The 25,841-nt window shown below is 72.5% G+C and carries 25 protein-coding genes and 1 pseudogene; 8 read left to right on the top strand and 18 right to left on the bottom strand.

Going from position 1 to position 25,841, the window contains the following annotated elements; translation table 11 throughout:
* The 15 genes from BKD26_RS37150 to BKD26_RS37080 all read right to left on the bottom strand — a co-directional run.
* Positions 1-604, bottom strand: a 604-nt coding sequence (locus tag BKD26_RS37150; protein WP_179166851.1) for a flavodoxin-dependent (E)-4-hydroxy-3-methylbut-2-enyl-diphosphate synthase, incomplete at its 3' end; no start/stop codon positions are given.
* Positions 605-608: 4 nt separating this feature from the next.
* Positions 609-1,631, bottom strand: a complete 1,023-nt coding sequence (hpnH, locus tag BKD26_RS37145; RefSeq protein WP_179166850.1) for an adenosyl-hopene transferase HpnH — start codon at positions 1,629-1,631, stop codon at positions 609-611.
* 5 nt (positions 1,632-1,636) lie between these two features.
* Complete coding sequence (locus tag BKD26_RS37140; protein WP_084907418.1) at positions 1,637-2,326, bottom strand: 1-hydroxy-2-methyl-2-butenyl 4-diphosphate reductase; 690 nt, start codon at positions 2,324-2,326, stop codon at positions 1,637-1,639.
* Complete coding sequence (gene shc, locus BKD26_RS37135) at positions 2,326-4,338, bottom strand: squalene--hopene cyclase (protein WP_084907416.1); 2,013 nt, start codon at positions 4,336-4,338, stop codon at positions 2,326-2,328. Before shc ends, BKD26_RS37140 begins: the two co-directional genes overlap by 1 nt.
* A gap of 119 nt (positions 4,339-4,457) precedes the next feature.
* The gene (locus BKD26_RS37130) at positions 4,458-5,558 is read right to left on the bottom strand and encodes a polyprenyl synthetase family protein (RefSeq protein ID WP_179166849.1); all 1,101 of its coding nucleotides are present in this window, start codon (positions 5,556-5,558) and stop codon (positions 4,458-4,460) included.
* Complete coding sequence (gene hpnE / locus BKD26_RS37125) at positions 5,555-6,955, bottom strand: hydroxysqualene dehydroxylase HpnE (RefSeq protein ID WP_084907414.1); 1,401 nt, start codon at positions 6,953-6,955, stop codon at positions 5,555-5,557. The genes BKD26_RS37130 and hpnE overlap by 4 nt, the downstream gene beginning before the upstream one ends.
* Positions 6,956-7,059: 104 nt before the next feature.
* Complete coding sequence (gene hpnD / locus BKD26_RS37120; RefSeq protein WP_179166848.1) at positions 7,060-8,010, bottom strand: presqualene diphosphate synthase HpnD; 951 nt, start codon at positions 8,008-8,010, stop codon at positions 7,060-7,062.
* Positions 8,007-8,912, bottom strand: a complete 906-nt coding sequence (gene hpnC, locus BKD26_RS37115) for a squalene synthase HpnC (protein WP_084907410.1) — start codon at positions 8,910-8,912, stop codon at positions 8,007-8,009. The genes hpnD and hpnC overlap by 4 nt, the downstream gene beginning before the upstream one ends.
* Before the next feature lie 437 nt (positions 8,913-9,349).
* The gene (locus tag BKD26_RS37110) at positions 9,350-10,162 is read right to left on the bottom strand and encodes an ABC transporter ATP-binding protein (protein WP_241519031.1); all 813 of its coding nucleotides are present in this window, start codon (positions 10,160-10,162) and stop codon (positions 9,350-9,352) included.
* Entirely contained in the window at positions 10,155-11,084 is a 930-nt protein-coding gene (locus BKD26_RS37105) for an ABC transporter permease (RefSeq protein ID WP_084907409.1), read from the bottom strand. Before BKD26_RS37105 ends, BKD26_RS37110 begins: the two co-directional genes overlap by 8 nt.
* 115 nt (positions 11,085-11,199) lie before the next feature.
* A complete protein-coding gene (locus BKD26_RS37100; protein WP_084907407.1) occupies positions 11,200-12,072 on the bottom strand; it encodes a glycosyltransferase in 873 nt (290 codons plus the stop codon).
* Positions 12,073-12,080: 8 nt separating this feature from the next.
* Positions 12,081-12,860 (bottom strand): CDP-alcohol phosphatidyltransferase family protein, encoded by a 780-nt coding sequence (locus BKD26_RS37095; protein WP_084907405.1) that lies wholly within the window; start codon positions 12,858-12,860, stop codon positions 12,081-12,083.
* Positions 12,838-13,899, bottom strand: coding sequence for an iron-containing alcohol dehydrogenase family protein (locus BKD26_RS37090; protein ID WP_084907403.1), 1,062 nt, complete (start codon positions 13,897-13,899; stop codon positions 12,838-12,840). The genes BKD26_RS37095 and BKD26_RS37090 overlap by 23 nt, the downstream gene beginning before the upstream one ends.
* Positions 13,887-14,624 (bottom strand): phosphocholine cytidylyltransferase family protein, encoded by a 738-nt coding sequence (locus tag BKD26_RS37085; protein WP_084907400.1) that lies wholly within the window; start codon positions 14,622-14,624, stop codon positions 13,887-13,889. Before BKD26_RS37085 ends, BKD26_RS37090 begins: the two co-directional genes overlap by 13 nt.
* Entirely contained in the window at positions 14,621-16,378 is a 1,758-nt protein-coding gene (locus BKD26_RS37080; protein ID WP_241519030.1) for a DUF5941 domain-containing protein, read from the bottom strand. Before BKD26_RS37080 ends, BKD26_RS37085 begins: the two co-directional genes overlap by 4 nt.
* On the opposite strand from BKD26_RS37080, the gene BKD26_RS41845 reads away from it, so the two are divergent.
* From BKD26_RS41845 to idi, 4 genes are all read left to right on the top strand, one after another.
* Complete coding sequence (locus BKD26_RS41845; protein WP_241519029.1) at positions 16,364-16,579, top strand: hypothetical protein; 216 nt, start codon at positions 16,364-16,366, stop codon at positions 16,577-16,579. The two genes, BKD26_RS37080 and BKD26_RS41845, sit on opposite strands and share 15 nt — an antisense overlap.
* 319 nt (positions 16,580-16,898) lie before the next feature.
* Positions 16,899-17,840 carry a cation diffusion facilitator family transporter gene (locus tag BKD26_RS37075; protein ID WP_084907396.1) on the top strand — a complete coding sequence of 314 codons (942 nt, stop codon included), beginning with the start codon at positions 16,899-16,901 and terminating at the stop codon, positions 17,838-17,840.
* 195 nt (positions 17,841-18,035) lie between these two features.
* A complete protein-coding gene (locus BKD26_RS37070) occupies positions 18,036-19,295 on the top strand; it encodes a bifunctional class I SAM-dependent methyltransferase/N-acetyltransferase (protein WP_084907394.1) in 1,260 nt (419 codons plus the stop codon).
* A 101-nt stretch (positions 19,296-19,396) separates the two neighbouring features.
* Positions 19,397-19,999 carry an isopentenyl-diphosphate Delta-isomerase gene (gene idi / locus BKD26_RS37065; protein WP_073760224.1) on the top strand — a complete coding sequence of 201 codons (603 nt, stop codon included), beginning with the start codon at positions 19,397-19,399 and terminating at the stop codon, positions 19,997-19,999.
* 181 nt (positions 20,000-20,180) lie between these two features.
* Here idi and BKD26_RS37060 read toward each other — a convergent pair.
* A pseudogene (locus BKD26_RS37060) lies at positions 20,181-20,621 on the bottom strand (ATP-binding protein); the annotation flags it as partial.
* A gap of 182 nt (positions 20,622-20,803) precedes the next feature.
* On the opposite strand from BKD26_RS37060, the gene BKD26_RS37055 reads away from it, so the two are divergent.
* Both BKD26_RS37055 and BKD26_RS37050 read left to right on the top strand, forming a co-directional pair.
* Positions 20,804-21,550, top strand: coding sequence for an enoyl-CoA hydratase/isomerase family protein (locus BKD26_RS37055; protein WP_084907390.1), 747 nt, complete (start codon positions 20,804-20,806; stop codon positions 21,548-21,550).
* Between the two features lies 1 nt (position 21,551).
* Complete coding sequence (locus BKD26_RS37050; protein WP_084907388.1) at positions 21,552-23,036, top strand: hypothetical protein; 1,485 nt, start codon at positions 21,552-21,554, stop codon at positions 23,034-23,036.
* Here the strand turns inward: BKD26_RS37050 and BKD26_RS37045 are convergent.
* A complete protein-coding gene (locus BKD26_RS37045; protein WP_084907386.1) occupies positions 23,024-23,647 on the bottom strand; it encodes a DJ-1/PfpI family protein in 624 nt (207 codons plus the stop codon). The genes BKD26_RS37050 and BKD26_RS37045 overlap by 13 nt on opposite strands.
* Before the next feature lie 16 nt (positions 23,648-23,663).
* Entirely contained in the window at positions 23,664-24,644 is a 981-nt protein-coding gene (locus tag BKD26_RS37040) for a GlxA family transcriptional regulator (RefSeq protein WP_084907384.1), read from the bottom strand.
* A gap of 113 nt (positions 24,645-24,757) precedes the next feature.
* Between BKD26_RS37040 and BKD26_RS37035 the strand changes: the two genes are divergently transcribed.
* Both BKD26_RS37035 and BKD26_RS42175 read left to right on the top strand, forming a co-directional pair.
* Positions 24,758-25,621, top strand: a complete 864-nt coding sequence (locus tag BKD26_RS37035; protein WP_084907382.1) for a hypothetical protein — start codon at positions 24,758-24,760, stop codon at positions 25,619-25,621.
* A 75-nt stretch (positions 25,622-25,696) separates the two neighbouring features.
* Entirely contained in the window at positions 25,697-25,828 is a 132-nt protein-coding gene (locus BKD26_RS42175) for an LPFR motif small protein (protein ID WP_260604312.1), read from the top strand.
* The last annotated feature ends 13 nt before the right edge of the window (positions 25,829-25,841 follow it).

The following is a 25,841-nucleotide window of genomic DNA, read 5'->3' as shown; positions in this document are numbered from 1 at the left end:
CGATCATCACGACCGGGTCGTTGTGCTTGACCGAGATCTTGATGTCCCGGAAGCCGTACTCCTCGAAGAGGGAGGCCTCCCACAGCGCGGACTCCACCAGCGCCTCCGGGGTGGCCTTGCCGTACTTCTCCAGCAGCCGCTTGTCGAGGGAGCCCGCGTTGACGCCGATCCGGATCGGGGTGCCCGCGTCCCCTGCGGCCTTGGCGATCTCCTTGACCTTGTCGTCGAACTGCTTGATGTTGCCCGGGTTGACCCGGACCGCCGCGCAGCCCGCGTCGATCGCGGCGAACACGTACTTCGGCTGGAAGTGGATGTCGGCGATCACCGGGATCTGCGACTTCTTCGCGATGACCGCCAGCGCGTCCGCGTCGTCCTGGGTGGGGCAGGCCACCCGTACGATCTGGCAGCCGGACGCGGTCAGCTCGGCGATCTGCTGGAGCGTGGCGCCGATGTCGGAGGTCCGGGTCGTCGTCATGGACTGCACCGACACGGGCGCGTCACCGCCGACGGCCACCGAGCCGACCTGGATGCGCCGCGAGGGGCGGCGCACCGCGATCGGCCTGGGCGGCAGCTCGGGCAGCCCGAGGCCCACAGGCTCCGGCATCACCTCACCTCCGGCTTCCGGAGACCGTCTCGCGGGCGGCGCGCAGGGACTCCTTGAGCGAGCCCATGGTGGCGAGGACGGCGGTCGGCTCGTAGCCGCAGTGCGCCATGCAGTTGGCGCAGCGCGGGTCCTTGCCCCGGCCGTATTTGTCCCAGTCGGTCTCCTCGATGAGCTGCCGGTACGTCGGGACGTACCCGTCGGCCATCAGGTAACAGGGCCGCTGCCAGCCGAAGAGCGAGTAGTTGGGGATCGCCCAGGCGGTGCAGGGGAAGTCGGCCTTGCCCTCCAGGAAGTCGAGGAAGAGCGGGGAGTGGTTCAGCCGCCAGCGGCGCCGGTTGCCGCCCGAGAAGGCCTTCCGGAACAGCTCGCGGGTCTGCTCGACACCCAGGAAGTGCTCCTGGTCGGGCGCCTTCTCGTAGGCGTACGCGGGCGAGATCATCATCTCGTCGACCTTCAGGTCGTCGTTGAGGAAATTGAGCACCTCGATGACGGTCTGCGCGGTGTCGGTATTGAAGAAGGTGGAGTTGGTGGTGACCCGGAAGCCCCGCCGCTTGGCTTCCTTGATGGCCTCCACCGCCTCGTCGAACACACCCTCCTTGGCGACCGACTCGTCATGCCGTTCGCGCAGGCCGTCGATGTGCACGGCGAAGGCGAAGTACGGCGACGGTGTGAAGTCCTCGATCTTCTTGCGCAGCAGCAGGGCGTTGGTGCAGAGGAAGACGTACTTCCTCTTGGCCACCAACTGGCGCACGATCTCGTGGATCTGCGGGTGCATCAGTGGCTCGCCACCCGCGATGGACACCATCGGCGCGCCGGACTCCAGGACCGCTCCGACCGCCTGGGCGACCGGCATGCGCTGCTTCAGGACCCCGGCAGGGTGCTGGATCTTCCCGCAGCCCTCGCATTTGAGGTTGCACGCGTAGAGCGGCTCCAGTTCGACGATGAGCGGGAACTTCTCACGCTTGCGCAGCTTCTGTTCGAAGAGATACGTCCCTACCCGGATGGTCTGGCGAAGCGGCATGGCCATCTGGCTCACCTCCTGGGGAGCAGCAAAGAACGGTGCCATTCAAAGAAAGCGGGCATTACAGAACGAAGAACACGGAAAGCTGATATTCCCCCGCGTACCGTGCCAATCCGGACGAGCTCGTGCTCCGGAGCGTCCACGACCACTCGTACGGCCGCAACCGGGCGGGACCGGACGCCCGTGCTCAGCGCGGAGCGGAGGGTGGCGGCGGACTCCATGTCGACCGCGATCGCCCCGGTGCCGCGCAGCTGGGCCCGCTCCTGACCGCGTACGACGTGGTCGGAGCCGGTCAGCGGGCCGCTGTGGACGGTCCGGCCGGGAACGGCCCGGGCCAGCGCGTCCACCAGCAGCTCCGTGCCCGTGCACCGGGTGGAGCCGCCGGGGCCCCGGGTCTCGTCGGCGACGACCAGGTCGCCCGGGTGCATGCCCGGCTCCAGCCCGGCGCAGAACCCGGACGCGACGACCGCGGCGCCGCGCAGCTCGCCGCCCTCCAGCGCCCGGGTGACGGCCCGCTGGGCGTTCGCGGGCCCCATGCCCGTACGCAGCACGGTCACCGGGCCGGGCGACGTACCGCCGTGGCGGCGGCCGCTGCGCAGCGCGAGCTGCTCGATACCGAGCGCGCAGGCGATCAGCAGCGGCGCCGCGGACGGCACCGCGGGAGCGTGAGCGGAACCGGAAGGCTCCGGTTCTGCTGCCATCAGGCCCCCTTGCCGAGCCGGCCGACCACCGGTTCGCCGTTGACGTACCGGCCGAGCGCGGTCAGCGGGAAGACCTGCCGGTAGAGGTGGTAGTTGATGGAGAAGTCCCAGGGGAAGCCGGTGCCGGTGAAGTACGGCTCGTCCCAGGAGCCGTCCTCCCTCTGGGTCCCGGCGAGCCAGCGGACGCCGCGCTCCACGGCCTTGGACTCCCGCTGCCCGCCCGCCAGCAGCGCCATCAGCGCCCACGCCGTCTGCGAGGCGGTGGAGGCACCGTGGCCGATCCACTCCTGCTCCCGGTACGAGCGCAGGTCCTCGCCCCAGCCCCCGTCGTCGTTCTGGACCGACTCCAGCCAGGCGACGGCGCGCCGGATGGCCGGGTGCGACGGGGGCAGCCCCGCCGCGGTGAGGGCGGGCACCACCGAGCCGGTGCCGTAGACGTAGTTGACGCCCCAGCGCCCGAACCAGGCGCCGCTCGCCTCCTGTTCGGCCAGCAGCCAGGTGATTCCGCGGCGGGCACGGGGATGGTGGGCCTTGCCCTCGTGGGCCAGCATCTCCACCACGTGCGCGGTGACGTCGGCGGACGGCGGGTCGATGACCTCGCCGAAGTCGCAGAACGGCAGCCGGTTGGGGAAGGGGCTGGTGTTGTCGGCGTCGAAGGCTGCCCAGGCGCCGTCGCGGGACTGCATGCCGGCGGTCCAGTTGGCGCCGCGCCGGATCGCCGCCTCGATCTGCTCCGGGTGGGGGTGCTTGACGCGGCGCAGCGCCAGGATGACCTCGGCGGTGTCGTCGATGTCCGGATAGTTGTCGTTGTGGAACTCGAACGCCCAGCCGCCGGGGGTGAGTCCGGGCCGCTGGACGGCCCAGTCGCCGGGGCGGACGATCTCCTCGCCCAGCATCCAGTCGGCGGCCTTGACGAGCGCCGGGTGGTCGGGGCGTACGCCGGCGTCGGCGAGCGCGATGGTGGCCAGGCAGGTGTCCCAGACGGGTGACTGGCAGGCTTCGATCATGCGGGCGCCGTCGTCGTGCCAGACGGCGAACCGGTCGAGCGACTCCAGGCCCGCGCGCATCACCGGGTGCTCCAGGTCGTAGCCGAGGAGGTGCAGCGCGATGAGGGAGTAGACGGCGGGTGGCTGGATGCCGCCCCAGCAGCCGTCGTTCTCCTGCCGTTCGATGATCCAGCGGGCGGCGGTGTTCATCGCGGCCTTGCGCAGCCGGCGCGGAGCGACCCTGTGGTACGCGTGCAGCGCCTTGTCCAGCCGCTGGAAGGCGCCCTCCCACGTCCCGGCGGGAGCGAGGCTCCTCGGCGGATTCGGGAGCCCGGGGTCGGTGTGCAGCTCGTCCAGCGGGAAGGGCGCGGGCCGGACGGGCCGCTTGGCGGAAACGACGGTGAGCGGCACGATGGTCTGCCGGGCCCAGCAGCCGAAGTCGTAGATGTTGAGCGGGAACCACTTCGGCAGGAAGACCATCTCGGGCGGCAGCTCGGGCAGGTCCTCCCACTTCCACCAGCCGAACAGGGCCAGCCAGATGCGGGTGAAGACGCGGGCGGCGGCGATGCCGCCCCGGTCGCGGATCCAGGCGGCGGCGCGGGCCATGTGCGGCTCGTCGGGCCGGTCTCCGGCCAGGCGCAGCGCGACGTACGCCTCGATGGTGGTCGACAGCTCGCCGGGACCGCCGTAGAAGGTGGCCCAGGTGCCGTCCTCGCGCTGCTCGCCGCGGATGTGGAGGGCGGCGGCGCGGGTGGTCGCCTCGTCCTGGATCCCGAGGAACTGCCGCAGCAGGAGGTCCTCGGCGTCCATGGTGACGTTGGTCTCCAGGTCGCCCTTCCACCAGCCCTCGTCGTCCTGCCGGGCGAGGAGGTACTCGATGGAGCGTTGAGCTGCCCGCGCGGCGGCTTCCCGTACGTCGCTCGCGGCGGGGGTCGTCGTGGTGGTGGTCGTTCCGGTGGTGGTTCCGGTGGCCGAGGCGGCTCGGGGCTCCAGGGCCCCGGTGCTTCCGTCGGTCGTCGCTGTCATGGCTTCCCCTTCGTGCAGTTGGCGTTCTGCGGCTGCGGGTGGGCCGTCGGCCGGTACAGCGGAGTGCACCGGCCGGCGACTAGCGATTCATATGGTGCGGGTGCTGGTCCCGATGGCGGTCATCGCTTTCGTACGACGACGAAGTCCGCGAGCGCGGTGAGCTGGGCGCGGACCCGTTCCGGCATGTCGACGCGGTGCAGCGCCTCGATCGCGACGGCGTGCTGCCGGCGGGCCTCCTCGGAGGTCCACGCGCGGCCGCCCGCCTCCTCGATGAGGGCCGCGCGCATGGCGAACTCCTCCTCGGAGAAGCTGTCGAGGTCGCTGCTCTTGGCGTCGGCCGCGAGCAGCTCCCCGAGCCGCTCGGAGGCCGGTCCGCCCGCGGCGAGCGCGGCGACGACCGGCAGGGACTTCTTGCGCTGGCGCAGGTCGCTCCAGGTCTGCTTGCCCGTGGCCTCCGGGTCGCCCCAGATGCCGAGCAGGTCGTCGACGGCCTGGAAGGCGAGGCCGAGGTGGTAGCCGTACGCCTCCAGGGTGTCGGCGGTGCGGTCGTCGGCGCCGCCGAGGACGGCGCCGATGGAGCAGGCGCAGGCGAGCAGGGCGCCGGTCTTGTTGCCCTCCATCTCCAGGCACTCCTCGACGGTGACCCGCTCGCGGTGCTCGTAGGAGATGTCCTGGGCCTGGCCGTCGATGAGCTTGCGGGTGGCGGTGGTCAGCCGGCGGGTGGCGCGGCCGGCCTCGACGGTGCCGAGCTCCAGCAGCAGCTCGTTGGCGAGCGCGAACAGGGCGTCGCCGACGAGGATGGCCTGGGCCGGGCCGTGCACCTTCCACACGGTGTCGCGGTGGCGGCGCTGCTCGTCGCCGTCCATCAGGTCGTCGTGCAGCAGCGAGAAGTTGTGCACCAGCTCCACCGCGACCGCGCCGGGGATGCCGACCTCGGGCGCCACACCGGCCGCCTCGGCGGACAGCAGCGCGAGGGCGGGGCGTACGGCTTTGCCGCTGTCGCCGTCGGCGGGCCGGCCGTGGGCGTCGATCCAGCCGAAGTGGTAGGCGGCGACGGTGTCCATGGGCGGCGCCAGCCGCTTCACCGCCGTGCGCAGGACGGGGGTGGACATGGTCCGGCCCCGCTCCAGCAGTGCGGTGACGTCCGCGGTGTCGACGGCCGGGTTCACCGGGGGCACAGTCGGCACGGTCTCTCCTCTGGTTCCAGTACTCAGGCTCATGCCGCCTCCTCGAGCGGATGTACATGGGGGCGGCCGAGGGCCGAGAGGGCGGCGCCCGCGGCGGTGAAGCCGCTGCGTACGGCGCCCTCCATGGTCGCGGGCCAGCCGGTGGCGGTCCACGCGCCGGCCAGGTGCAGGCCGGGCGCGTTGGTGCGGGCGCCGGGCCGCAGCCGGCCGACGCCGGGGGCGGGGGCGAACGTCGCTGTCCGCTCCCGGGTGACGAAGAAGTCCCGGACCTTCGCGCCGCGTGCCGCGGGCAGCAGCCGCTCCAGCTCGGGCAGGTAACGCTCGCGGAGTACGGAGACGGGCTCGTCGATCTCGTCCCCGGCGGCCGACTGGGAGAGGGCCAGGTACTGGCCGTCGGTGTATCCGGAGGCGTCGGTGCGGTCGAAGACCCACTGGACCGGGGAGCCGAGGGCGGCGAAGAACGGACGGCGCAGCACCTTGCGGTCGTACAGGACGTGGACGTTGAGGATCGGGGCGGTGCCGATGTCCAGGAGCGCGCCGGGGTCGTCCAGGGCGCCGTGCGGCAGCAGGTCGTGGGCCTCGCGCTGCGGTACGGCGAGGACGACGGTGTCGGCCTCCAGCCGCTCGCCGGGCACGTCCACGGCCCAGCGGCCGTGCGCGCTCGGCAGAATCGCGCTGGCCTTGGCGCGGAGTTCGGTGCGTACGCCGGCGGCGTCGAGGGCCTTGCGGGCGAGGGTGTCGTGCAGGTCGCCGAGCGGGACGTGCGCCCAGCCGATGTCGGCGGCGCCGGGGTCGGTCAGGAGGGCGGTCTTGAAGACCATCGCGGCCAGGCCCAGGGAGGAGTGCGGGGCGGTGGCGTTGAGGGTGGCGACGCCGATCAGGTCCCACAGGGCTTCGGTGGCGCGCGCGGACTGGCCCTGGCGGGCGAGCCAGGTGGCGAAGTCGATGCCGTCGAGGGCGGGGTCGGCCGGGTCGAGTCTCTTCAGGGCGAGGGCGGCGCGGCCCACGCTCGCGCGCTCGGCGAGCGAGAGGTGCGGGTAGGTGGCGAGGCTCGCGGCGAGGTGCAGCGGTACGGGCAGGGCGGTGCGGCGCAGCCGGCCGAGGCGGGGGCCGCGCGGGTGGGCGACGTCGAGGACGGGCACGTCGAGGCGGGGCTGGAGGGGCGCGAGGTGGGCGCCGTCGACGCGGTCGAGGAACCAGCGGTAGGCGGTGCAGCAGCGGAGGTAGACGTGCTGGCCGTTGTCGACGGTGAGGTCGCCGCGCTTGAAGGAGAAGGCGAGGCCGCCGAGGCGGGGCCGGCCTTCGAGGAGCGTGACGCGCAGTCCGGAGTCGGCCAGGCGCAGGGCGGCGGTGATGCCGGCGAGGCCGCCGCCGACGACCACGGCGTGGCCCGGGGCTGCGTGGCCCGGTGTCAGGACGTCGTCGCTCATCCGGTCTCCCGTCGGGTCGTCGCAGTCAGGGACGCGAGGCTGTGGCGGAGGGTTGCGCGCTGATTGTGCCGGTTCGCGGGCCGGGTCGCAGGCATGGTGGCCATCTAGGCGCGCCTCCTGACGGTCTGCCGGGAGACGGTACGGGCGTCCAGGCCGGACAGGCCGCGCACGGCGACGTACGCCTTCTCGTGTCCGGGCAGGCTGACGCGGCCGCGCAGGACGGCCTCGGGGTCGCGCTCGATGCGGTCGAGGAGGCGGCGGTAGATGCCGGCCATGGCGGCGACGCAGGCGCCGCTGCGCCGGTCGAGCATGGGCAGCAGCCGGTAGCCCTCGGCGAACAGGGCGCGGGCGCGCCGGACTTCGTAGTGGACGAGGCCGGTGAAGTCGGAGCCGGGGGGCGGGGTGGCGGTGCGGAAGCCGTCGGAGCAGCCGAACTTGGCGAGGTCGTCGGCGGGCAGGTAGGTGCGTCCGGTGCCGGCGTCCTCGCGAACGTCGCGGAGGATGTTGGTGAGTTGGAGGGCGAGGCCGAGTGTATCGGCGTACTCGGGGGCGCGTGCCGCGCCGCGTGCGCCGGGTGTGGTGCCGAAGATGGAGAGGGAGAGCCTGCCGATGGCGCCGGCGACGCACCGGCAGTAGACCTTGAGGTCGTCCCAGGTCTCGTACGTCTCGCCGCGCACGTCCATCAGGACGCCGTCGATCAGCTCGTCGAGGCCGCCGAGCGGCAGCGGGAAGCGACGTGCGGCATCGGCGAGCGCGACGGCCACCGGGTCGGTGTCGTCCTGGCCGACGGCGCCCTCGCGGATCCGGTCGAGCAGTTCGCGGGTGGTGTCCAGCCGGTCCTGCTTGGCCTCGGGGGCGAGCGTGCCGTCGCCGATGTCGTCGACCCGCCGGGAGAACGCGTACAGCGCCGACATGGCCTGCCGCTTCTCGGTCGGCAGGAGCCGGATGCCGTAGGCGAAGTTGCGGGCCTGCCGTCCGGTGACGGCTTCGCAGTAGCTGTAGGCGGCCGCCACCGGCGCGGACATCTCCGTCTGTCCCTCCACGGTCCCGCTCACCCCTCTCTACGCGCTCTGCGCAACACGGTTCCCACTTCGCGCATCAGGTTCGGTCCGGTGGCCTTGGGCGGTCCGGGGAGTACGTCGTGTCCGGCGGCCGTGATCGCGTCGAGGGCGGCGTGCCCTCCGGCGACGAAGCCCGCGAGGAGGAGCCGGAGCCTGCCGTGGACGCTGCCCACGAGGGGGGTGCCGTCGTCCAGGAGCCGGCGGGCGCGTTCGGCCTCGTACGCGATGAGGGCGCGTACCGAGGCGCCGCCGGTGGGGCGGGCCAGGTCGGCCTCGGTGACGTGGAAACGTTTCATGTCCTCGGCCGGGAGGTAGATCCGGTCGTGGGCGAGGTCCTCGGCGACGTCCTGGAGGTGCTCGACGATCTGCAGGGCGGTGCAGATGGAGTCGGAGCGGCGCAGGCGTTCGGGGCTGGTGGTGCCGGTGATGTCCAGGACGAGGCGCCCGACGGGGTTGGCGGACAGCTCGCAGTAGGCGACGAGCTCGTCGTACGTCTGGTAGCGCCGCACCACCTGGTCCTGGCGGTTGGCCTCGATCAGGCCGATGAACGGCTCGGGAGTGAGCGCGTGGCGCCGTACGGTGGGCTGCAGGGCGCGCAGCAGCGGGTGGGACGGGGCGCCGTCGAAGACGCGCCGCAGGTCCGCCTCGAAGGCGTCGAGCAGGGCGAGCCGGTCCGTCTCGCCCTCGGCGCCCAGATGGCGGGCGTCGGCACCGCCGGGGGCGAGGTCGCCGTCGCCGATGTCGTCGACGAGTCGGGCGTAGCCGTAGACGGCCATGAGGTCGGCGCGCCAGGCGCGGGGCAGGAAGAAGGGGGCCACGGGGAAGTTCTCGTGCGCGGCCTTGTCGAGTGTGGTGCGCGGGGAGGCGTCGGGGCGCACCTGCCGGGTACCTGTCACTGTGGACTGCCCGGCGCGGGGACGGCGGGACCCTTACGGAGGCGGGGCTGGGGATTCACCGTCATTGCCGTCACGTCTCCCGTTCTACACTGCCGACACAAAACATCCTATTTCGGACACGCCGCCGGTCCTGCCGACTGAGGCACCACCCCGGCCCGGTGGAGGGCCCGGGGAATATCGCCCCACTTGCCGCGAATCAGCACCGGTACAGCTTACGTTGTACAACGTCCCGGGCCGTGTCGGGGTGTCACACGCACGGGAACGGTCACGATCTTGACGTCAACCACCCCGCGACGTACGGGACTTGACCGAAACATGGCATCCCTGGGCGGTTGGTACGACCGGCGCGTGCCCGCCCACCGGAAGGGCCCCTGCCGTGCGCTCCGGCAGGGGCCTTCCCGGCCTCGTGCAACCGGCCTCGTACGACCCCGGCCGGACTACCTGCCGGTCTCCTTCTCGTACGCCCTCAGGACCTCGTCCGTGGGGCCGTCCATCAGCAGCTCGCCCTTCTCCAGCCACAGGACGCGGTCGCAGGTGTCCCTGATCGACTTGTTGCTGTGGCTGACCAGGAAGACCGTGCCGGCCTCCTTGCGCAGCTCGCGGATGCGCTGCTCGGAGCGGATCTGGAACTTGCGGTCACCGGTGGCGAGCGCCTCGTCGATCATCAGGACGTCGTGGTTCTTCGCGGCGGCGATGGCGAACCGGAGCCGGGCGCCCATACCGGAGGAGTACGTCCGCATGGGGAGGGTGATGAAGTCGCCCTTCTCGTTGATGCCGGAGAAGTCGACGATGTCCTGGTACCGCTCCCGGATCTCCTCGCGCGACATGCCCATGGCCAGTCCGCCGAGGATCACATTGCGCTCACCGGTCAGGTCGCCCATCAGCGCCGCGTTCACGCCCAGCAGCGAGGGCTGGCCGTCGGTGTAGACCTTGCCCTTCTCCGTGGGCAGCAGGCCCGCGATGGCCCGCAGCAGGGTCGACTTGCCGGAGCCGTTGGTGCCGATGAGGCCGATGGCCTCGCCCCGGTACGCGGTGAAGGACACCCCGCGCACGGCGTGCACCTTGCGTACGCCCCGGGACTCGCCCTTGTCCCGGCGGATGATCCGGCTGAGCGCGGCGGTGGCGCTGCCCTTGCCTCCGCCGCCGCCGTTGACCCGGTACACGATGTGCACGTCGTCGGCGATGACGGTGGGGATCCGCGCGCCGTCGGCGGCGGCGGTCGCGGTCACGTCGTCGGTCTGCTCAGCCACGGCCGTACCGCTCCTCTGCCTTCCAGAAGTACACGAACCCGGCGGCCCCGACCAGGACCGCCCACAGCAGGGCGGCGAGCCAGACGTGCGAGGGCAGGTTCTCCGAACCGTACCCGTCGATCAGCGCGAACCGGATGAGGTCCATGTAGACCGCCGCCGGGTTGTACATCAGGACGTCCGCGATCCAGGCCGGCTTGTCCTTGAGCATGATCGGGATCGAGAACATGACGCCCGAGCCGTACATCCAGGTGCGCATGACGAAGGGCATCAGCTGCGCGAGGTCGGGGGTCTTGCTGCCGAGCCGGGCCATGATCAGCGACAGGCCGACGTTGAAGAGGAACTGCAGCGCCAGCGCCGGGAGGATCAGCAGCCAGCTCAGCGAGGGGTAGCTGCCGAACGCCGCCGCGATCACGAACAGCACGATCATCGAGAACATCAGCTGCTGGAGCTGCTGGAGCGCGAAGGAGACGGGCAGGGAGGCGCGCGGGAAGTGCAGCGCCCGCACCAGGCCCAGGTTCCCCGAGATCGCCCGTACGCCGGACATGACGGACGTCTGCGTGAACATGAAGACGAAGACGCCCGTCACCAGGAACGGGATGTAGACGTCCTTGTCCATGCCGCGGCCGGCGTTCAGGATCAGGCCGAAGATGAGGAAGTAGACCGCCGCGTTGAGCAGCGGTGTCGCCACCTGCCAGAGCTGGCCGAGCTTGGCCTGGCTGTACTGCGCCGTGAGCTTCGCCTGGGAGAAGGCCAGGATGAAGTGACGGCGCCCCCACAGCTGCCGGACGTACTCGGCCAGACCGGGCCGGGCACCGCTGACCGACAGGCCGTACTTGGCGGCCAGCTCCGCCGGGGACAGGCCCGCGTCCGGTGATGGCGGGGCGGTCACGGCGATCGCTCCGTCATGGGTTGTCTCACTCACAAGGGAAACTTTCGTGTTCAAGATGCGCGGCAGTTGGGGGGCGGGCGGGTCAGGTGGCGGCCGGGCCCCGGATGCCCCGTGCTTGTCGGTCCGAGCTTGTCAGATTCCGAGCGTGTCAGATGACGGGCGGGCGGCCCAGTCTCGTCAGGCGCCACACCGTACGCCACTTCATGGGCCGGCGCGGCCCGCACGGAGTCGTCCAGCCCTCCTTGAACCCGCCGAACCAGGCCTTCAGCGCCGGCACCGAAGGGCGGCGGGCCAGCGTGAGCAGCAGCCAGACGCCGAGGTAGAGCGGCACCAGGGGCGCGGGGAGGTTGCGGCGGGCCAGCCAGACGCGGTTGCGGGCGATCATGCGGTGGTAGACGGCGTGCCGGGACGGCGCGGTCGTCGGGTGGAAGAGCACCATGTCCGCGCGGTAGTCGATCATCCAGCCGGCGTCGAGCGCCCGCCAGGCGAGGTCGGTCTCCTCGTGCGCGTAGAAGAACTCGTCCGGCAGCCCGCCGACCTCGGCCAGCACCTTCGTACGGACGGCGTTGGCGCCGCCGAGGAAGGTCGTCACCCGCGAGGAGCGCATCGGGTCGGCGGCGCGCAGCCGGGGCACGTGCCGGCGCTGGGTGACGCCGGTGTCCGGGTCGGCGATCCGGAAGCTGATGATGCCCAGCTCCGGGTCGGCGGTGAACGCCTGGCGGATCAGCTCGGCGGTGTCGGTGTTCGGCAGCAGCCCGTCGTCGTCCAGGAAGAGCAGGGCGTCCACGTCGGTGCCGCCGGGGCCGAACGCCTCGATGCCGACGTTGCGGCCGCCGGGGATGCCCAGGTTCTCCGGGAGGTCGATGGTGCGTACGCCGTCGGGGACGCCGGTGACGGGGGCGCCGTTGCCGACGACGACGACCTGGACCGGGTCGCCGTCCTGCTTGTGGACGGAGTCGATCAGCGCGCGGAGGTCGTCGGGGCGGGTGCCCATGGTGATGATGACGGCGCCCAGTTTCATCGGCGGCCTCACTTGAGCCTGCTCGACACGAGGATCGAGATGAGGTGCAGCACGGTCTGGAGCAGCGCGATGCCGGCCAGGACCGCGACGCCGAGGCGGGAGAAGAACAGGTCACCACGGACCGTGTCCAGGATCGCCAGGACCACGATGAGCAGCGACGCCTCGATGCCCAGGACGAGCCGGTGGAACTTCAGCGCCGCGGCGGCCTTGCGGGCCAGCGCCATGCCGGACGAGCGCGGCTCGGAGGCCGACTCCTTGACCGGCGGCAGGCCGCCCTGGTGGCGCGCGACGCCGACCAGGTCGGTCTCGGCCTTGATCAGGATGGCGCCGAGGGCGGCGAGGGTGCCGAGGAAGGCCCACAGCCAGTCGATCCGCCCGCTGCCCCACAGGTCGGCGGCGCGCAGGCCGAAACCGGTCAGCACCGCCGCGTCGCACAGGTAGGCACCGACCCGGTCCAGGTACACCCCGCCGAGCGAGAACTGCTTCTTCCAGCGGGCCACCTCGCCGTCGACACAGTCGAGCAGCAGGTAGAGCTGGACCATGAGCGCGCCGAGCAGCGCCCCGGGGATGCCCGGGATCAGCAGGGCCGGGGCCGCCAGGACGCCCGCGAGGGTCATCACGTACGTCAGCTGGTTCGGGGTGACCTTGGTGGTGACCAGGAGGCGGGTGATGCGCAGGGAGATCTCGCGCATGTACAGGCGGCCGCCCCAGTGCTCACCGCTTCGACGGTCCTTCACTCCGGCCGGATGGACGACCGGGCGGAGTTCAGCTACGGATGGTCTTGGCATAGTCGGCGTACGCGTCCCTGATCTGGTCGGTGGACAGGTCGAGGTGCTCGAGGATGGTGAAGCGCCCGGGGCGGGTCTGCGGTGCGTACTCCACGGCCGCGACGAACTCGTCCGGGGAGAACCCGATCTCCTCGGGCAGTACGGGAAGCCCGTGCCGGCGCAGCACCTCGGCGAAGAGCCCCGACTCCTCGTGGGCGCCGCGCAGGTGCATCGCGAAGGCGGCGCCGAGTCCGACCTGCTCGCCGTGGAGGGCGTTGCGCCCCGGGTGGAGCAGGTCGAAGGCGTGGGAGATCTCGTGGCAGGCGCCCGAGGAGGGGCGGGAGTCGCCGCTGATCGACATGGCGATACCGGACAGGACGAGGGCCTCCGCGAGCACGATGAGGAACTCGTCGTCGGCGACTCCGCCGGGGTGGCGCAGCACGGCCTCGCCCGCCGTACGGGCCATGGCGGCGGCCAGGCCGTCGATCTGCTCGCCGGTGTGCCGGTGGGACAGCTCCCAGTCCGCGATCGCCGAGATGTTGGAGATCGCGTCACCGATGCCGGAGCGGACGAACCGCGACGGTGCCTCGCGGATCACGTCCAGGTCGATGACCATGGCGATCGGCGAGGGGACTCCGTACGAGCCGCGACCGTTGTCGTTGTCGAGGATGGAGACCGGCGAGCAGATGCCGTCGTGCGAGAGGTTCGTCGCGACGGCGACCATCGGCAGGCCGACCCGCGCCGCGGCGTACTTCGTCACGTCGATGATCTTGCCGCCGCCCAGGCCGACCACGGCGTCGTACCGCTTGCCCTTTATGGCGTCGGCGAGCCGGACGGCGGAGTCGATGGTGCCGTCGTCCACCGGGTACCAGTCGGCGTCCGGTAGTACCGGCGCGAGCTTCTCGCGCAGGGCCTGGCCGGAGCCGTTGCTGATCGCCATGGCGAGCTTGCCGGAGGCGGAGATCCGCTGGTCGACCAGGAGGCCGGCCAGGTCGTCCATCGCCCCGCAGCTGATGTCGACGACGACGGGCGAGGGGATGAGGCGGGTCAGTACAGGCACGCGATCTCACGGCCCTTCGCGAGGTCGTCGTGGTTGTCGATCTCGACCCACTTGACGTCGCCGATGGGCGCCACGTCGATCTGGAAGCCCCGGTTCACCAGCTCCTGGTAGCCGTCCTCGTAGTAGAGGTCCGGGTCGCGCTCGAAGGTGGTCTTCAGCGCGTCGGCGAGGGCCTCGGCGGCCTCGGGCTCGATGAGGGTGACACCGATGTACTCGCCGGTGGCGGTGGCGGGGTCCATCAGCTTGGTGATGCGCCGGACACTCTGGCCGTCGGCGGTGATGACCTTCATCTCCTCGTCGGCGAGGTTCTTCACCGTGTCGAGGGCGAGGATGATCTGCTGCCCGTCGCCGCGGGCGGCGAGGAGGGTCTTCTCGACGGAGACGGGGTGCACGGTGTCGCCGTTGGCGAGGATGACGCCCTGCTTCAGGACGTCACGGGCGCACCACAGGGAGTAGGCGTTGTTCCACTCCTCCGCCTTGTCGTTGTCGATGAGGGTGAGCTTGACGCCGTACGTGGCCTCCAGCTCGGCCTTGCGCGCGTAGACCGCTTCCTTGCGGTAGCCGACGACGATGGCGGCCTCGGTGAGACCGACGGCGGCGAAGTTGGCGAGGGTGAGGTCGAGGACCGTCTTGTCGCCGTCGACCGGCACGAGGGCCTTCGGGAGCGTGTCGGTGTAGGGACGCAGACGCCGTCCGGCACCGGCTGCGAGTACGAGGCCGATCATGCGGGTTCTCCTTCGTCATGTACTGCGGGTGCTCCGGAGGACACCCAGAAGCGGATGGACTCCACGAGCACGACCAGCGCGACGGCCACCGCGAGGGCGGTGAGCGCGAGGGTGAGGTGGCTGCCCGCCGTCAGGGTCGCGGCGAGGACCACCACGACGAGCGTGCGGACCTCGTGCCCGCCGATCGTCCGCACCAGCCACGCGGGCGGCGCGCCGGTGCCACCGCGGATGCGGTACACCGTGTCGTAGTGATGGTAGGCGACGGCCGCTACCAGGCCGAATGCGGCGGGAAGCGCCCCCGGGGCCTCGGCGCGGGCGGCGAGGATCAGCACGGTGACGTACTCGGCGGCCCGGAAGACGGGCGGGACGAGCCAGTCGAGGGCGCCCTTGAGGGGGCGGGCGACGGCGATGCCGGACGTCACGACGTAGACCAGGGCGGCGAGCGCCGGCCAGGGGCTGTCGAGCGGGGCGAGGGCGGCGGTGGCGACGACGGCGGCCGCGCCGACGAGGGCGGTGACGGCCGGGAGGGTCCGGGGCGCGCTCGTGAACAGCGCGGCCACGGCCTGGGCGAGCGGCCCGGAGTCGGCGAGGTCGGCCAGGGCCTGGGCGGCCCGGTCGGTACGGCGGGCCTTGCGGGTCAGGGACCGCAGGAGGCGGCCGGCGGTGGTGTAGCAGGCGGCGAAGGCGCAGCCGACGAGCAGGGCCCAGAAGACGACGCGGGGGGTGGCGACCGCCGTGAGGACGGCGATCATGGCCCAGCGTTCGCCGATGGGCAGGACTATCATCCGGCGCACCCAGACCGTCCAGCCCCTCGCGTCGAGCTTGTCGGAGAGGGCGGCGGTGGGGCTGGTGTTCGCCGTCGCGTCGTGGTTGGCCTCGTTGAAGGAGAAGTCCACGACGTGGCGGCAGGTCTGCAGGACCATCGCGCCGAGGGCGAGTGCCCATACGTCGTCCCCGCCGCGCGCGGCGCCGAGGGCGAGGCCCGCGTAGTAGGCGTACTCCTTGGCGCGGTCGAAGGTCGCGTCGAGCCAGGCGCCCATCGTGGAGTACTGCAGCGAGTAGCGGGCGAGCTGTCCGTCGGTGCAGTCCAGGACGAAGGAGAAGAGGAGCAGCAGCCCGGCGGCGACGTACCCGCCGCGGGTGCCGGTCGCCGCGCACCCGGCCGCGACGAGCGCGGTGAGGAGGGAGGCGGTGGTGACCTGGTTGGGGGTGAGACCCCGGCGGGCGCACCAGCGGGCGATGTAGCGCGAGTAGGGGCTGATGAAGAAGGTGGTGAAGAAACCGTCACGCGCCTTCACGGCGGAGCGGAGCCGTACGGCCTCGTCGTCCACCGCCTCGACGGCGTCCCGGGTCTCCTTGCGGCTCTGCGGATCGACGGGCACGGCGGCGACGAGCGGCCCGAGCTCGGGCCGGTGCACCTGGACCCCGTCGGCCTCCAGGGTCTCGGCGAGCCGGTCGGCGAGGGTGACGACGCCACGGTCCGGGCCGGGGCGTCCGGCCTGCGCGGCGACGGCACCGGCCCGGGGGGCCTGCGCCTGCGGCGCCGGGCCGGTGCCGTCGCCCGTGCGGCCGGTCGGGGCGGTGGCCTGGGCGGTGCCGGTCGGCCCGGTCGCCGCGGTGGCCGACGTCACGGACGTCAGCGCGTGGGTCAGGGCCGGGCGGGCCTCCGGCCCGGCCGTGAGGGCGCCGGGGGCCGTGGCGGCCGGGAAGCGGGGGTCCGTCAGGGCGAGGCGCAGTGCGTGGACGTGGCCCACGAAGCGCGGGTCGACGACCGCGACGCGCTCGGCGGCCGGGACGGCGGCGAGCAGTGCGGCGGTCTCCCGCTCGTCGGCGGCGTACCGGACGTCGAAGCCCAGCGACCGCAGATCGCCCTCGAGCGGCGATCCGGGTACCGACGGACCGGTGAGGATGGCGGTCGACAGACGAACTCACTCCTTGGAGCTGAACAGGGCTGATGCACGGCGGCTCGGCCCGGTCACGGGCGGCGGCACGTCGGCAGAGGCTATCGGATGAACGGAAGCGGAAGTCCATTGAGGTTTCCCGGCATCCGGCGGCCGTCCGCCAGGACGCGATCATCATCGTCGATGGGCACCTCCCCCCACAAACCGCGGGTGGGCGACCGCGTGGACCGGCCGCCATGACCCGGCGCCCCACCCCTGACCAGGAGACATCACCGCAGGTCAGGGCACATGACAACGGTGTTCAGTACCGGCTTGCGGATACCCCCCACCCGTAGTTCACTGGCCGTTGTCGTCGATCAACGGGAGGCCGTCCATGGGGGCAGGGCACGATCACGGGCACACGCACGGCGGGCCGCCGCCCACGGGAACCGCGGCCGCCGCGTACAAGGGACGGCTGCGGATCGCGCTCACGATCACCCTCGCGGTCATGGTGGCCGAGATCGTCGGCGGCGTGATCGCCGACTCGCTCGCGCTGATCGCGGACGCCGCGCACATGGCGACCGATGCCGTCGGTCTCGCCATGGCGCTGCTGGCCATCCACTTCGCCGGCCGCCCGGCCGACCAGAGGCGTACGTTCGGGTTCGCGCGGGCGGAGATCCTCGCCGCACTGGCGAACTGTCTGCTGCTGCTCGGCGTGGGCGGCTACCTGCTGTTCGAGGCGGTGCAGCGGTTCATCACGCCGGCCGAGACGAAGGGCGGGGTGGCGATCGCGTTCGCCCTGTTCGGCCTGGTCGCCAATATGGTCTCGCTGTCCCTCCTCGTGCGGGGACAGAAGGAGAGCCTGAACGTGCGCGGCGCGTACCTGGAGGTCCTCGCGGACGCGCTGGGTTCCGTGACGGTGCTGATCTCGGCCGGGATCATCCTGGCCACCGGCTGGCAGGCGGCCGACCCGATCGCGTCCCTGGTGATCGGCCTGATGATCGTCCCGCGCACGCTGAAGCTGCTGCGCGAGACGCTCGACGTGCTGCTGGAGGCGGCCCCCAAGGGCGTGGACATGACCGAGGTACGGGCACACATACTGGACCTGCCGGGTGTGCTGGACGTCCATGATCTGCACGCCTGGACCATCACGTCCGGGATGCCGGTGCTGTCGGCGCATGTGGTGGTGCACCAGGAGGCGCTCGACTCGGTGGGGCACGAGAAGCTGCTGCACGAGCTCCAGGGGTGCCTGGGCGACCACTTCGACGTCGAGCACTGCACGTTCCAGCTGGAGCCCAGCGGCCATGCCGCGCACGAGGCGAAGCTCTGTCACTGACCGCTGTTAGGGTGGTTGATCGAAAGCCCTACCTGTGAGAGGAGCTGAGGTTGATGACCGTCGCGGCGATGGCTGCCCAGTGCAGCGCCCGGTCCAGCTTCGACTTCGGCTTCCGGGTTCTCGGCTGACCTGATCCCGTACGTCTCGTCACGTACACGTCGGCCGGGGCCCGCTCACATCAAAGGGTTTCCCACGTTGTCCGACAACGCTCTGTACGACGCTTTCTTCGCCCTGCACCACGGTCTGCCGCGGCAGGGCCCCGGTTCCGGCGACACCACGCGCCGGCTCCTCTCCCTCGCCGGTCCGCTGCCGCCGCACCCGCGCGTGCTCGACCTGGGCTGCGGCCCCGGCCGGTCCGCGCTGCTGCTGGCCGAAGAGGCCGGTACCGGCGGCGGTGCGGACGTCACGGCCGTCGACCTGCACGAGCCGTTCCTGGCCGAGCTGCGGCAGGCCGCCGACGCCCGGGGGCTCGCGGGCTCCATCCGTACCGTCCAGGCCGACATGGCCGCGCTGCCGTACGGTGACGGGTCGTTCGACCTGATCTGGGCGGAGAGCTCGGCGTACTCGATCGGCTTCGACCGCGCGCTGCGTTCCTGGCGCCGGCTGCTCTCCCCCGGCGGGACGCTGGTCGTCACCGAGTGCGTGTGGACGACCGACGAGCCGAGCCCCGAGGCGCGGGCCTTCTGGGACGAGCACTACGCGCTGCGTACCACCGCCGCGAACACCGCGGCGGCCGTCGCGGCCGGGTACCACGTGCTCGGGACGTACCCCCAGCCCGAGAGCGACTGGGACGAGTACTACGGGCCGCTCGGCGAGCGGGCCGACACGGCCGATCCGGCCGCACCCGGCATGGCCGAGGCGCTCGCCGCGACCCGCGCGGAGATCGCCATGCGCCGCGAGCACGGCTCGGAGTACGGCTACACCGGCTTCGTGCTGCGCCCGGCCGACCCCCGCTGGCGTACCCGGCCGGAGACGGACGCGGACGCCGCGGCCGTACGGGCGGTCAACGCCGCCGCGTTCGGGACGGAGGCGGAGGCCGAGCTGGTCGACCGGCTCCGCCAGGACCCGTCCGCGTGGCTGCCGGACCTGTCGTACGTCGCCGAGGGGCCGGACGGCACGGTCGCCGCGTACGCGCTGATCACCCGGTGCCGGGTCGGCGGGGTCCCGGCCGCCGCCCTGGCGCCGGTCGCGGTGGCGCCCGCGTACCAGCGGCAGGGCGCCGGGCAGGCGGTGGTCCGTGCGGTGCTGGACGCGGCGCGGCTGAGCGGGGAGCGGTTGGTACTGGTGCTCGGTCATCCGGAGTACTACCCCAGGTTCGGTTTCGTGCCGGCTTCGCGGTACGGGATCAGGCCGTCCTTCGACGTGCCGGACGAGGCCATGATGGCGCTCGACCTGGACGGTTGCGGGAAAGTGCCGGTGGGCACGATCCATTACCCAGCGGCGTTCGGTGTCTGATCCGGCATGACGGGCGCGGGTCGTCGTGTGCCGACAAGCGGCTTTTGTACGGCAGACTGAGGCGTGCCCCACAGGGCCGAGAACCGAAGCGAAGGATGGTTATGCCGACCACACCAGCCACCGCGGCGAACAACGGGTCGCCCGCGTCGAACGGAACGCAGCCGTCGATCATGCTCGAACTGGTCGACGAGAACGGCACCACCATCGGCACCGCGGAGAAGCTGGCTGCCCACCAGGCGCCCGGGCAACTGCACCGGGCGTTCTCGGTGTTCCTCTTCGACGAGGAGGGGCGGCTGCTGCTGCAGCGGCGGGCGCTGGGGAAGTACCACTCCCCCGGTGTCTGGTCGAACACGTGCTGCGGGCATCCCTATCCGGGAGAGGCGCCGTTCGCGGCGGCCGCCCGGCGCGTCCACGAGGAGCTCGGGGTGTCGCCGTCGCTGCTCGCCGAGGCGGGCACGGTCCGCTACAACCACCCGGACCCCGCGTCGGGGCTGGTCGAGCAGGAGTACAACCACCTTTTCGTGGGGATGGTGCAGGCCCGGCTGCGGCCGGATCCGGCGGAGGTGGAGGAGACGGCCTTCGTGACGGCGCGTGAGCTGACCGAGCGGCACGCCGCGGATCCGTTCTCCGCGTGGTTCATGACGGTGCTGGACGCGGCGCGCCCGGCGATCAAGGAGCTGACAGGGGAGACCGGGGGCTGGTGACGGTCGGCCCGTCCGGTCCGTCCGGTCCGTTCGGTCGGTCCGGTCCGTCCGGTCTCTCGGGCCCCGAGGGACCGGACGGGACGGCCGGCACGGGGAGTCCGGGCGGCACGGGGAGTCCGGGCGGAACGGTCGGCACGGGCGCCACGAGCGGCACGGCCGGCACGGGCGGCCCCGCGGGTCTCAGTGGCAGGGCGGCCCAGATGATCTTGCCGCCGCTCGCGGTGTGCTCCACGTCGCACTCCCCGCCCGCCTCCTTCGTGACCTCCCGTACGAGCAGCAGACCGCGCCCGCCCGTCCGGCCGTAGTCCGCCTCCAGCGCCTTGGGGCGGTACGGGTGGCTGTCCTCCACCGACACCCGGATCCACTCCGCGCCGATCGCGACCTCGACGGCCAGCTCGGGCGAGAGCAGGGCCGCGTGCCGCACGGCGTTGGTCACCAGCTCGGAGACGATCAGCAGCAGGGCGTGGACCACGTCGTCGTGAGCGGGCACGCCTTGACGTTTCAGCAGATCCCGTACGGCACGCCTGGCCTGCGGTACGGAGACGTCGACCGCGGGAGCGGTGAACCGCCAGACCCCTTCGTACGAGGGCGGCCGGGCCGGGTCGCTCCCGCGGCTCTCCATTGTCCGGTTTCCACCCTCGTGCTCCATTGTCGCCACGTCGTCGAGTGTTGGTACAGCGGGCGACCGGTCCGGGTTACTGACCAGAAGTCAACAGCTATTCGACGGTTTCTGACTGTACGCGTACAACAAGGTTTCTGGGCTCGACCGTTCTGAGCCGCCTTCTGACGGATAGCATCCGGCGCATGGAGCAGCCGCAGCTGGAGCAGTCCGTCGTGGACGGTGTCGCCACCGTCGTCATCAGCAACCCCGCCAAGCGCAACGCCATGACGGCGGCCATGTGGCGTGCCCTGCCGGAGCTGCTCGACACACTGGCCGCCGACCGGGATGTCCGGGCGCTGGTGCTCACCGGCGCGGGGGCGACCTTCTGCGCCGGGGCCGACATCTCGTCGCTGCGCGAGCCGGGTGACGAGCAGCAGTCGCTCGCCGTGCGCGCCGAGGAGGCGCTGGCCGTCTTCCCCAAGCCGACGCTCGCCGCCGTACGCGGCTACTGCGTGGGCGGCGGCAGCCAGCTGGCGGCCGCGTGCGACCTGCGGTTCGCCGAGGAGGGCGCGCTCTTCGGCATCACGCCGGCGAAGCTCGGCATCGTCTACCCGGCCTCCTCCACCCGGCGGCTGGTGTCGCTGGTGGGCCCGTCCGCGGCGAAGTACCTGCTGTTCTCCGGCGAGTTGATCGATACGGAGCGGGCGCTGCGCACCGGGCTGGTGGACGAGGTGCTGCCGGCGGGGGAACTGGGCAAACGGGTCGCGGAGTTCACCCGTACCCTCGCCTCCCGCTCGCTGCTGACCCAGGCGGCGGCGAAGGAGTTCGCCGCGGGGCGCACCGACCGGGACGCGTACTGGGCGGAGCAGGCGCGCGGCAGCGGTGAGCGGGAGGAAGGCGTCGCCGCCTTCCTGGAGCGGCGGTCGCCGCGCTTCACGTACGGGGTGTGAGGTGACGTCGGCGGCGCTGGGCAGCCCCTGGCTGCACGGCCTCTCCGAGAATCCTGCCGCGCCCGCGTCGGTGCTGGTGCGGCTGCTGGGCATGGCCCCGGCGGAGCGGTTGCCCTTCAAGCTGCGCTTGCGCCCGCTGCCGGGCGAGGTGATCGAGGCCTGGGCCCGCCATCCGCATCCGAGGACCCGCCGTGAGGTGGCGGAGCACATCCACCTCACCGCGGAGCAGCGCACGCGGCTGCTCGACGGAGACGTCCGCATGGCGTACGTCGTGGCCATGCATGCCGCTCACGACCGGAGCGCGCTGACCGACGAGGGGTTCGAGCGGCTGGCGACCCATCCGGAGGCCATGGTCCGTGGCGAGATCGCCCGCCACCAGCGGCTGCCACCCGGTCCGCTGCGCCTGCTGGCCGACGACCCGGAGCCGGGTGTCCGGCGCATGGTCTGCGCCCGCGCCTGGGAGCACCTGGACGCCGCGGAACGGGCGGCGCTGCTGGCCGACGAGGACGAGGACGTGCGGGCCGAGGCGCTGTTGTGCCGGCACCGCGACGAGCTGCCCATGGGCCCGGCGACGTACGCGGCGCTGCCCGACGACAAGGTCCGGGAGCGGGCGGCCGAGGAGTGCCTGCTCACGCGGGGGCTCGCCGAGCGGCTGGCCCGGCACGAGGACACCCGGGTGCGGTGCTTCCTGGCCCGCAATCCGCGCCTGGACGCGGATCTGGTGGCCGTGCTCGGCGAGGACCCGTACGACACCGTGCGCCGCCACGCCTCCGTGCACCCGGCGCTCACCGAGCGGCAGCGTGCGGCGGTGCGTGGCGTGGAGGTGGGGCCGGACGACCACCACCACCCCCTGGCCTGGGTCCGGGCACGGCACGGCGACCCGGACGAGATGCGCCGGTGTGCCGCGTCCGGCCATGTGCTGCTGCGACGCAGCGCCGCGACCGCGCGGAACCTGCCCGCCGATGTGGTGGAACGCCTGGCGGGCGACGAGGACTTCGCCGTACGGCTCCTGCTCGCCGAGCACTGCGCCCAGGCCCCGGCGCACATGCTGCTGGAGATGTGGGAGACCTGGGACGGCCGCTCCGCCCGCCGGCTGCCCGAGCACCCGAACTTCCCGCGCGCGGGCCTGCTCCGGTGCGCCGACGACCCCCGGCCCCGGATGCGGGAGGCCGCGCTGCTGGACCCGGACTGCCCGCCCGCGGTGGTGGACCGGCTCGGGCGGGACCCGGACGAGGCCGTACGGCGACGGGCACTGGAGCACCCCCGCCTGTCGGTGGCGTCGGTGGTCCGCCTCACCGGTGATCCCGCGTGGTGGGTGAGGAACGCCGCCGTACGCCATCCCCGGCTGCCCGCCGACGTGCTGGCCGGGCTGCTGGAGGAGCCGGAGACGGCGGAGGCGGCGGCCGGGAGCCCCGCCCTGCCCGAGACCGCGATGCACGCGCTCATGGACCGGGCGGGGCTGCCGGAGGCCGCTCAGGCGGCCTGATCGCGCCAGAACGCGACGATGTCGGCCGGGGCCTTGGCCGGGGAGCCCGCGTCGTACGGGGGCTGGGGGTCGTACTCGGTGATGAGCTGGACGGTCTGGGCGTGCCGGTCGCCGGCGATGCGGCCGACCAGGTGCAGGCCCATGTCGATGCCGGCCGAGACGCCGGCCGCCGTGACGTACTTGCCGTCGAAGACGACCCGCTCCCCCGTCGGGTCGGCTCCGTGCTCCTTCAGGTCGTCCAGTGCGAGCCAGTGGGTGGTGGCGCGGCGGCCCTTGAGGAGGCCCGCGGCGGCCAGGATCAGCGAGCCGGTGCACACCGAGGTGGTCCAGGTGCTGGTGGCGTCCGCCGTGCGGAGCCAGTCGAGGGTTTCCTCGTCGCGCATGACCGGTCCCGGGTCGCCGGTGCCGGGGACGAGGAGGATGCCGGGGCCCGGGACCTCGGCGAGGGTGCGGTCGGCGACGAGGGCGAGGTTGCCCTGGTCGTTGCGGACGGGGCCGGACTGCTTGGCGACGAACACGGTTTCGGCGTCGGGCAGGCGGCTGATGATCTCGAAGGGGCCGATGGCGTCGAGGGTGGTGAAGCCGGGGTACAGGAGGATGGCGATCTGCATGCGGACCGGTGTCCTTTCAGTGCTCTCCGTGGGTGGGTACGGGTGGTGCGTGGAAGCGGCGCCGGTATTCGGCGGGCGGGGTTCCGAGTGCCTTGACGAAGGCACGGCGCATCGCCTCGGGCGTGCCGTAGCCGCACGCCCGGGCGACCTCGTGGACGCCGCTGCCGGTGTCCTCCAGGAGGCGGCGGGCGTGTTCGAGGCGGACGCGCTCGACGTAGCGGCCGGGTGTCGTGCCGGTCTCCGCCTGGAAGGCGCGGGCGAAGTGGCGCGGTGAGAGGCGGGCGCGGGCGGCCAGGGCCTCGACGGACAGGTCGGCGGCCGGGTGCTCGGTGATGAACTGCTGGACCTCGCGCAGCGGTTCGCGGCGGGCGGTCTGGGCGGCGAGCTGGGCGCTGAACTGGGCCTGGCTGCCGGGGCGGCGGAGGAAGACCACGAGGTGGCGGGCGATGGTGAGCGCCACGTCGCGGCCGAGGTCCTCCTCGACCAGGGCCAGGGCCAGGTCGATGCCCGCGGTGACGCCCGCGGAGGTGGCGAGGTTCCCGTCCCGTACGAAGATCGGGTCCGGGTCGACGTCCACCTCCGGGTGGGCGCGGGCGAGGTGGTCGCAGAACGCCCAGTGCGTGGTCACGCGGCGGCCGTCCAGCAGGCCGGCCTCGGCGAGGAGGACGGAGCCGGTGCAGACGGAGACCAGGCGTTCGGCGTACGGGGCCTGGCGGCGCAGCCAGTCGATCAGGCGCGGGTCGGGGTCCCGGGTGCCGTCGCCGCCGGGGACGAGGAGGGTGTGCGGCCGCGGCGCGTCGGCCAGCGGGCCGTCGGCGGCCAGGCGCAGGCCGCTCTGGGTGCGGACGGGCGCTCCGTCGAGCGAGGCGGTGCGGATCGGGTAGGGCGTGGGGCGTCCGGCGACGTGGTCCGCCCCGGCGAAGACCTCCACCGGTCCGGTGACGTCCAGGCTCTGTACGCCGTCGAAGAGGACGACGAGTACGGGTCGCTGCGTCATGCCCTTCATCCTTGGGGGCGCGCTGGATGGCCGCAATGACGAAAGCCCCACCTTTCCGGCCATCCGGGGTCCGGCCCCTGGCGGCGTACCAACCAGTCGGTAACCTGCTTGGCATGACGACTCTCCCGCCGCGCGCCGGCCGGCGCTGCCACAACGCCCTGAACCCGCTCCACTCGACGGTGTACTTCTCGCCCGACTTCGCCAAGGAGCTGGCGGCGCTCGGGGTCACGGACTCCAGCGCCGCGTACTTCGCCGGGCGGGCCGCCGCCATGGGAGCGGTGGGCGCGGGGGTCGTCACGGCGGCGTTCTACAACTTCAACCACGAGCTCGTCGCCCGGCACCTGCCGGCCGTCTGGGACACCGCCTCCCCCGGGGCGGTGCTCGCGGCACGGCTGCGGGCGGCCGACACCACCCTGCGGCGGCTGCTCGGCGACGCGGCGGTCGAGTCGGCGGAGATGGCGGAGGCCGCCCGGCTCGCGCTGCGCGCCACCGAGGCGTGCACCCGGCACGCCCGCCCGCTGTACGCCGCCCACGCCGACCTCCCGGTGCCCGAGGAGCCGCACCTGGCGTACTGGCACGCCGCGACGCTGCTGCGCGAGCACCGGGGCGACGCCCACCTGGTCGCGCTGCTGGCCGCCGGGCTGGATCCGCTGGAGGCGCTCGTCAGCCACACGGCGACCGGCAAGGGCATGGCGCCCCGCTGGATCCTCGCCACGCGCGGCTGGCAGCGCGCCGACTGGGACGCGGCGGCCGAGCGGCTGCGCGGGCGTGGCCTCATGGACGAGGCCGGCGAGCTGACGAGTGCGGGCTCCGCCCTGCGCGCCGAGCTGGAGGACCGTACGGACCGCCTGGACGCCGCTCCGTACGAGCACCTCGGCGCGGCGGACGTCGAGCGGCTCACCGAGCTGGGGCGGGACTTCCTGGGCGCGGCCGTGGCGGCGGGGGCGTTCCCGCAGGACCTGGCCGGCAAGGGCTGACGTTTCGCCGGAACGTTTCGCTGTATACGTGGCGGCAACCCGCAAGGGGCAACCGACAGCACTTGGAGGTGCCCCTTGCGTACCATCGCCGACTTCTTCCGCATGATCGGCTCGGCCGTCGCCACCGTCGTCACCCTGCCGTTCCGGCTGCTGGCGCGGCTCTTCGGCGGGGCCTCACGGGGCGGGGGCAGGGCGCGCCGCGCCTGACGACGGGGCAGGC

The sequence above is a fragment of the Streptomyces sp. CB03238 genome (assembly GCF_002099185.1).
Lineage (GTDB): Bacteria > Actinomycetota > Actinomycetes > Streptomycetales > Streptomycetaceae > Streptomyces.
The sequence above is the reverse complement of the archived record's forward strand: the minus strand, read 5'-3'. Positions and strand labels throughout refer to the sequence as shown.

Excerpts from the sequence above, each read along its gene's own strand:
- BKD26_RS37130 (WP_179166849.1), bottom strand. The coding sequence starts at position 5,558 with ATGAGCCTGAGTACTGGAACCAGAGGAGAGACCGTGCCGACTGTGCCC.
- BKD26_RS37095 (WP_084907405.1), bottom strand. The coding sequence starts at position 12,860 with ATGCCAAGACCATCCGTAGCTGAACTCCGCCCGGTCGTCCATCCGGCC.
- hpnE (WP_084907414.1), bottom strand. The coding sequence starts at position 6,955 with ATGAGCGACGACGTCCTGACACCGGGCCACGCAGCCCCGGGCCACGCC.
- BKD26_RS37085 (WP_084907400.1), bottom strand. The coding sequence starts at position 14,624 with ATGATCGGCCTCGTACTCGCAGCCGGTGCCGGACGGCGTCTGCGTCCC.
- BKD26_RS37040 (WP_084907384.1), bottom strand. The coding sequence starts at position 24,644 with ATGACGCAGCGACCCGTACTCGTCGTCCTCTTCGACGGCGTACAGAGC.
- BKD26_RS37035 (WP_084907382.1), top strand. The coding sequence starts at position 24,758 with ATGACGACTCTCCCGCCGCGCGCCGGCCGGCGCTGCCACAACGCCCTG.
- BKD26_RS37075 (WP_084907396.1), top strand. The coding sequence starts at position 16,899 with ATGGGGGCAGGGCACGATCACGGGCACACGCACGGCGGGCCGCCGCCC.
- BKD26_RS37055 (WP_084907390.1), top strand. The coding sequence starts at position 20,804 with ATGGAGCAGCCGCAGCTGGAGCAGTCCGTCGTGGACGGTGTCGCCACC.
- BKD26_RS37045 (WP_084907386.1), bottom strand. The coding sequence starts at position 23,647 with ATGCAGATCGCCATCCTCCTGTACCCCGGCTTCACCACCCTCGACGCC.
- BKD26_RS37140 (WP_084907418.1), bottom strand. The coding sequence starts at position 2,326 with ATGGCAGCAGAACCGGAGCCTTCCGGTTCCGCTCACGCTCCCGCGGTG.
- BKD26_RS37100 (WP_084907407.1), bottom strand. The coding sequence starts at position 12,072 with ATGAAACTGGGCGCCGTCATCATCACCATGGGCACCCGCCCCGACGAC.
- shc (WP_084907416.1), bottom strand. The coding sequence starts at position 4,338 with ATGACAGCGACGACCGACGGAAGCACCGGGGCCCTGGAGCCCCGAGCC.
- hpnH (WP_179166850.1), bottom strand. The coding sequence starts at position 1,631 with ATGGCCATGCCGCTTCGCCAGACCATCCGGGTAGGGACGTATCTCTTC.
- idi (WP_073760224.1), top strand. The coding sequence starts at position 19,397 with ATGCCGACCACACCAGCCACCGCGGCGAACAACGGGTCGCCCGCGTCG.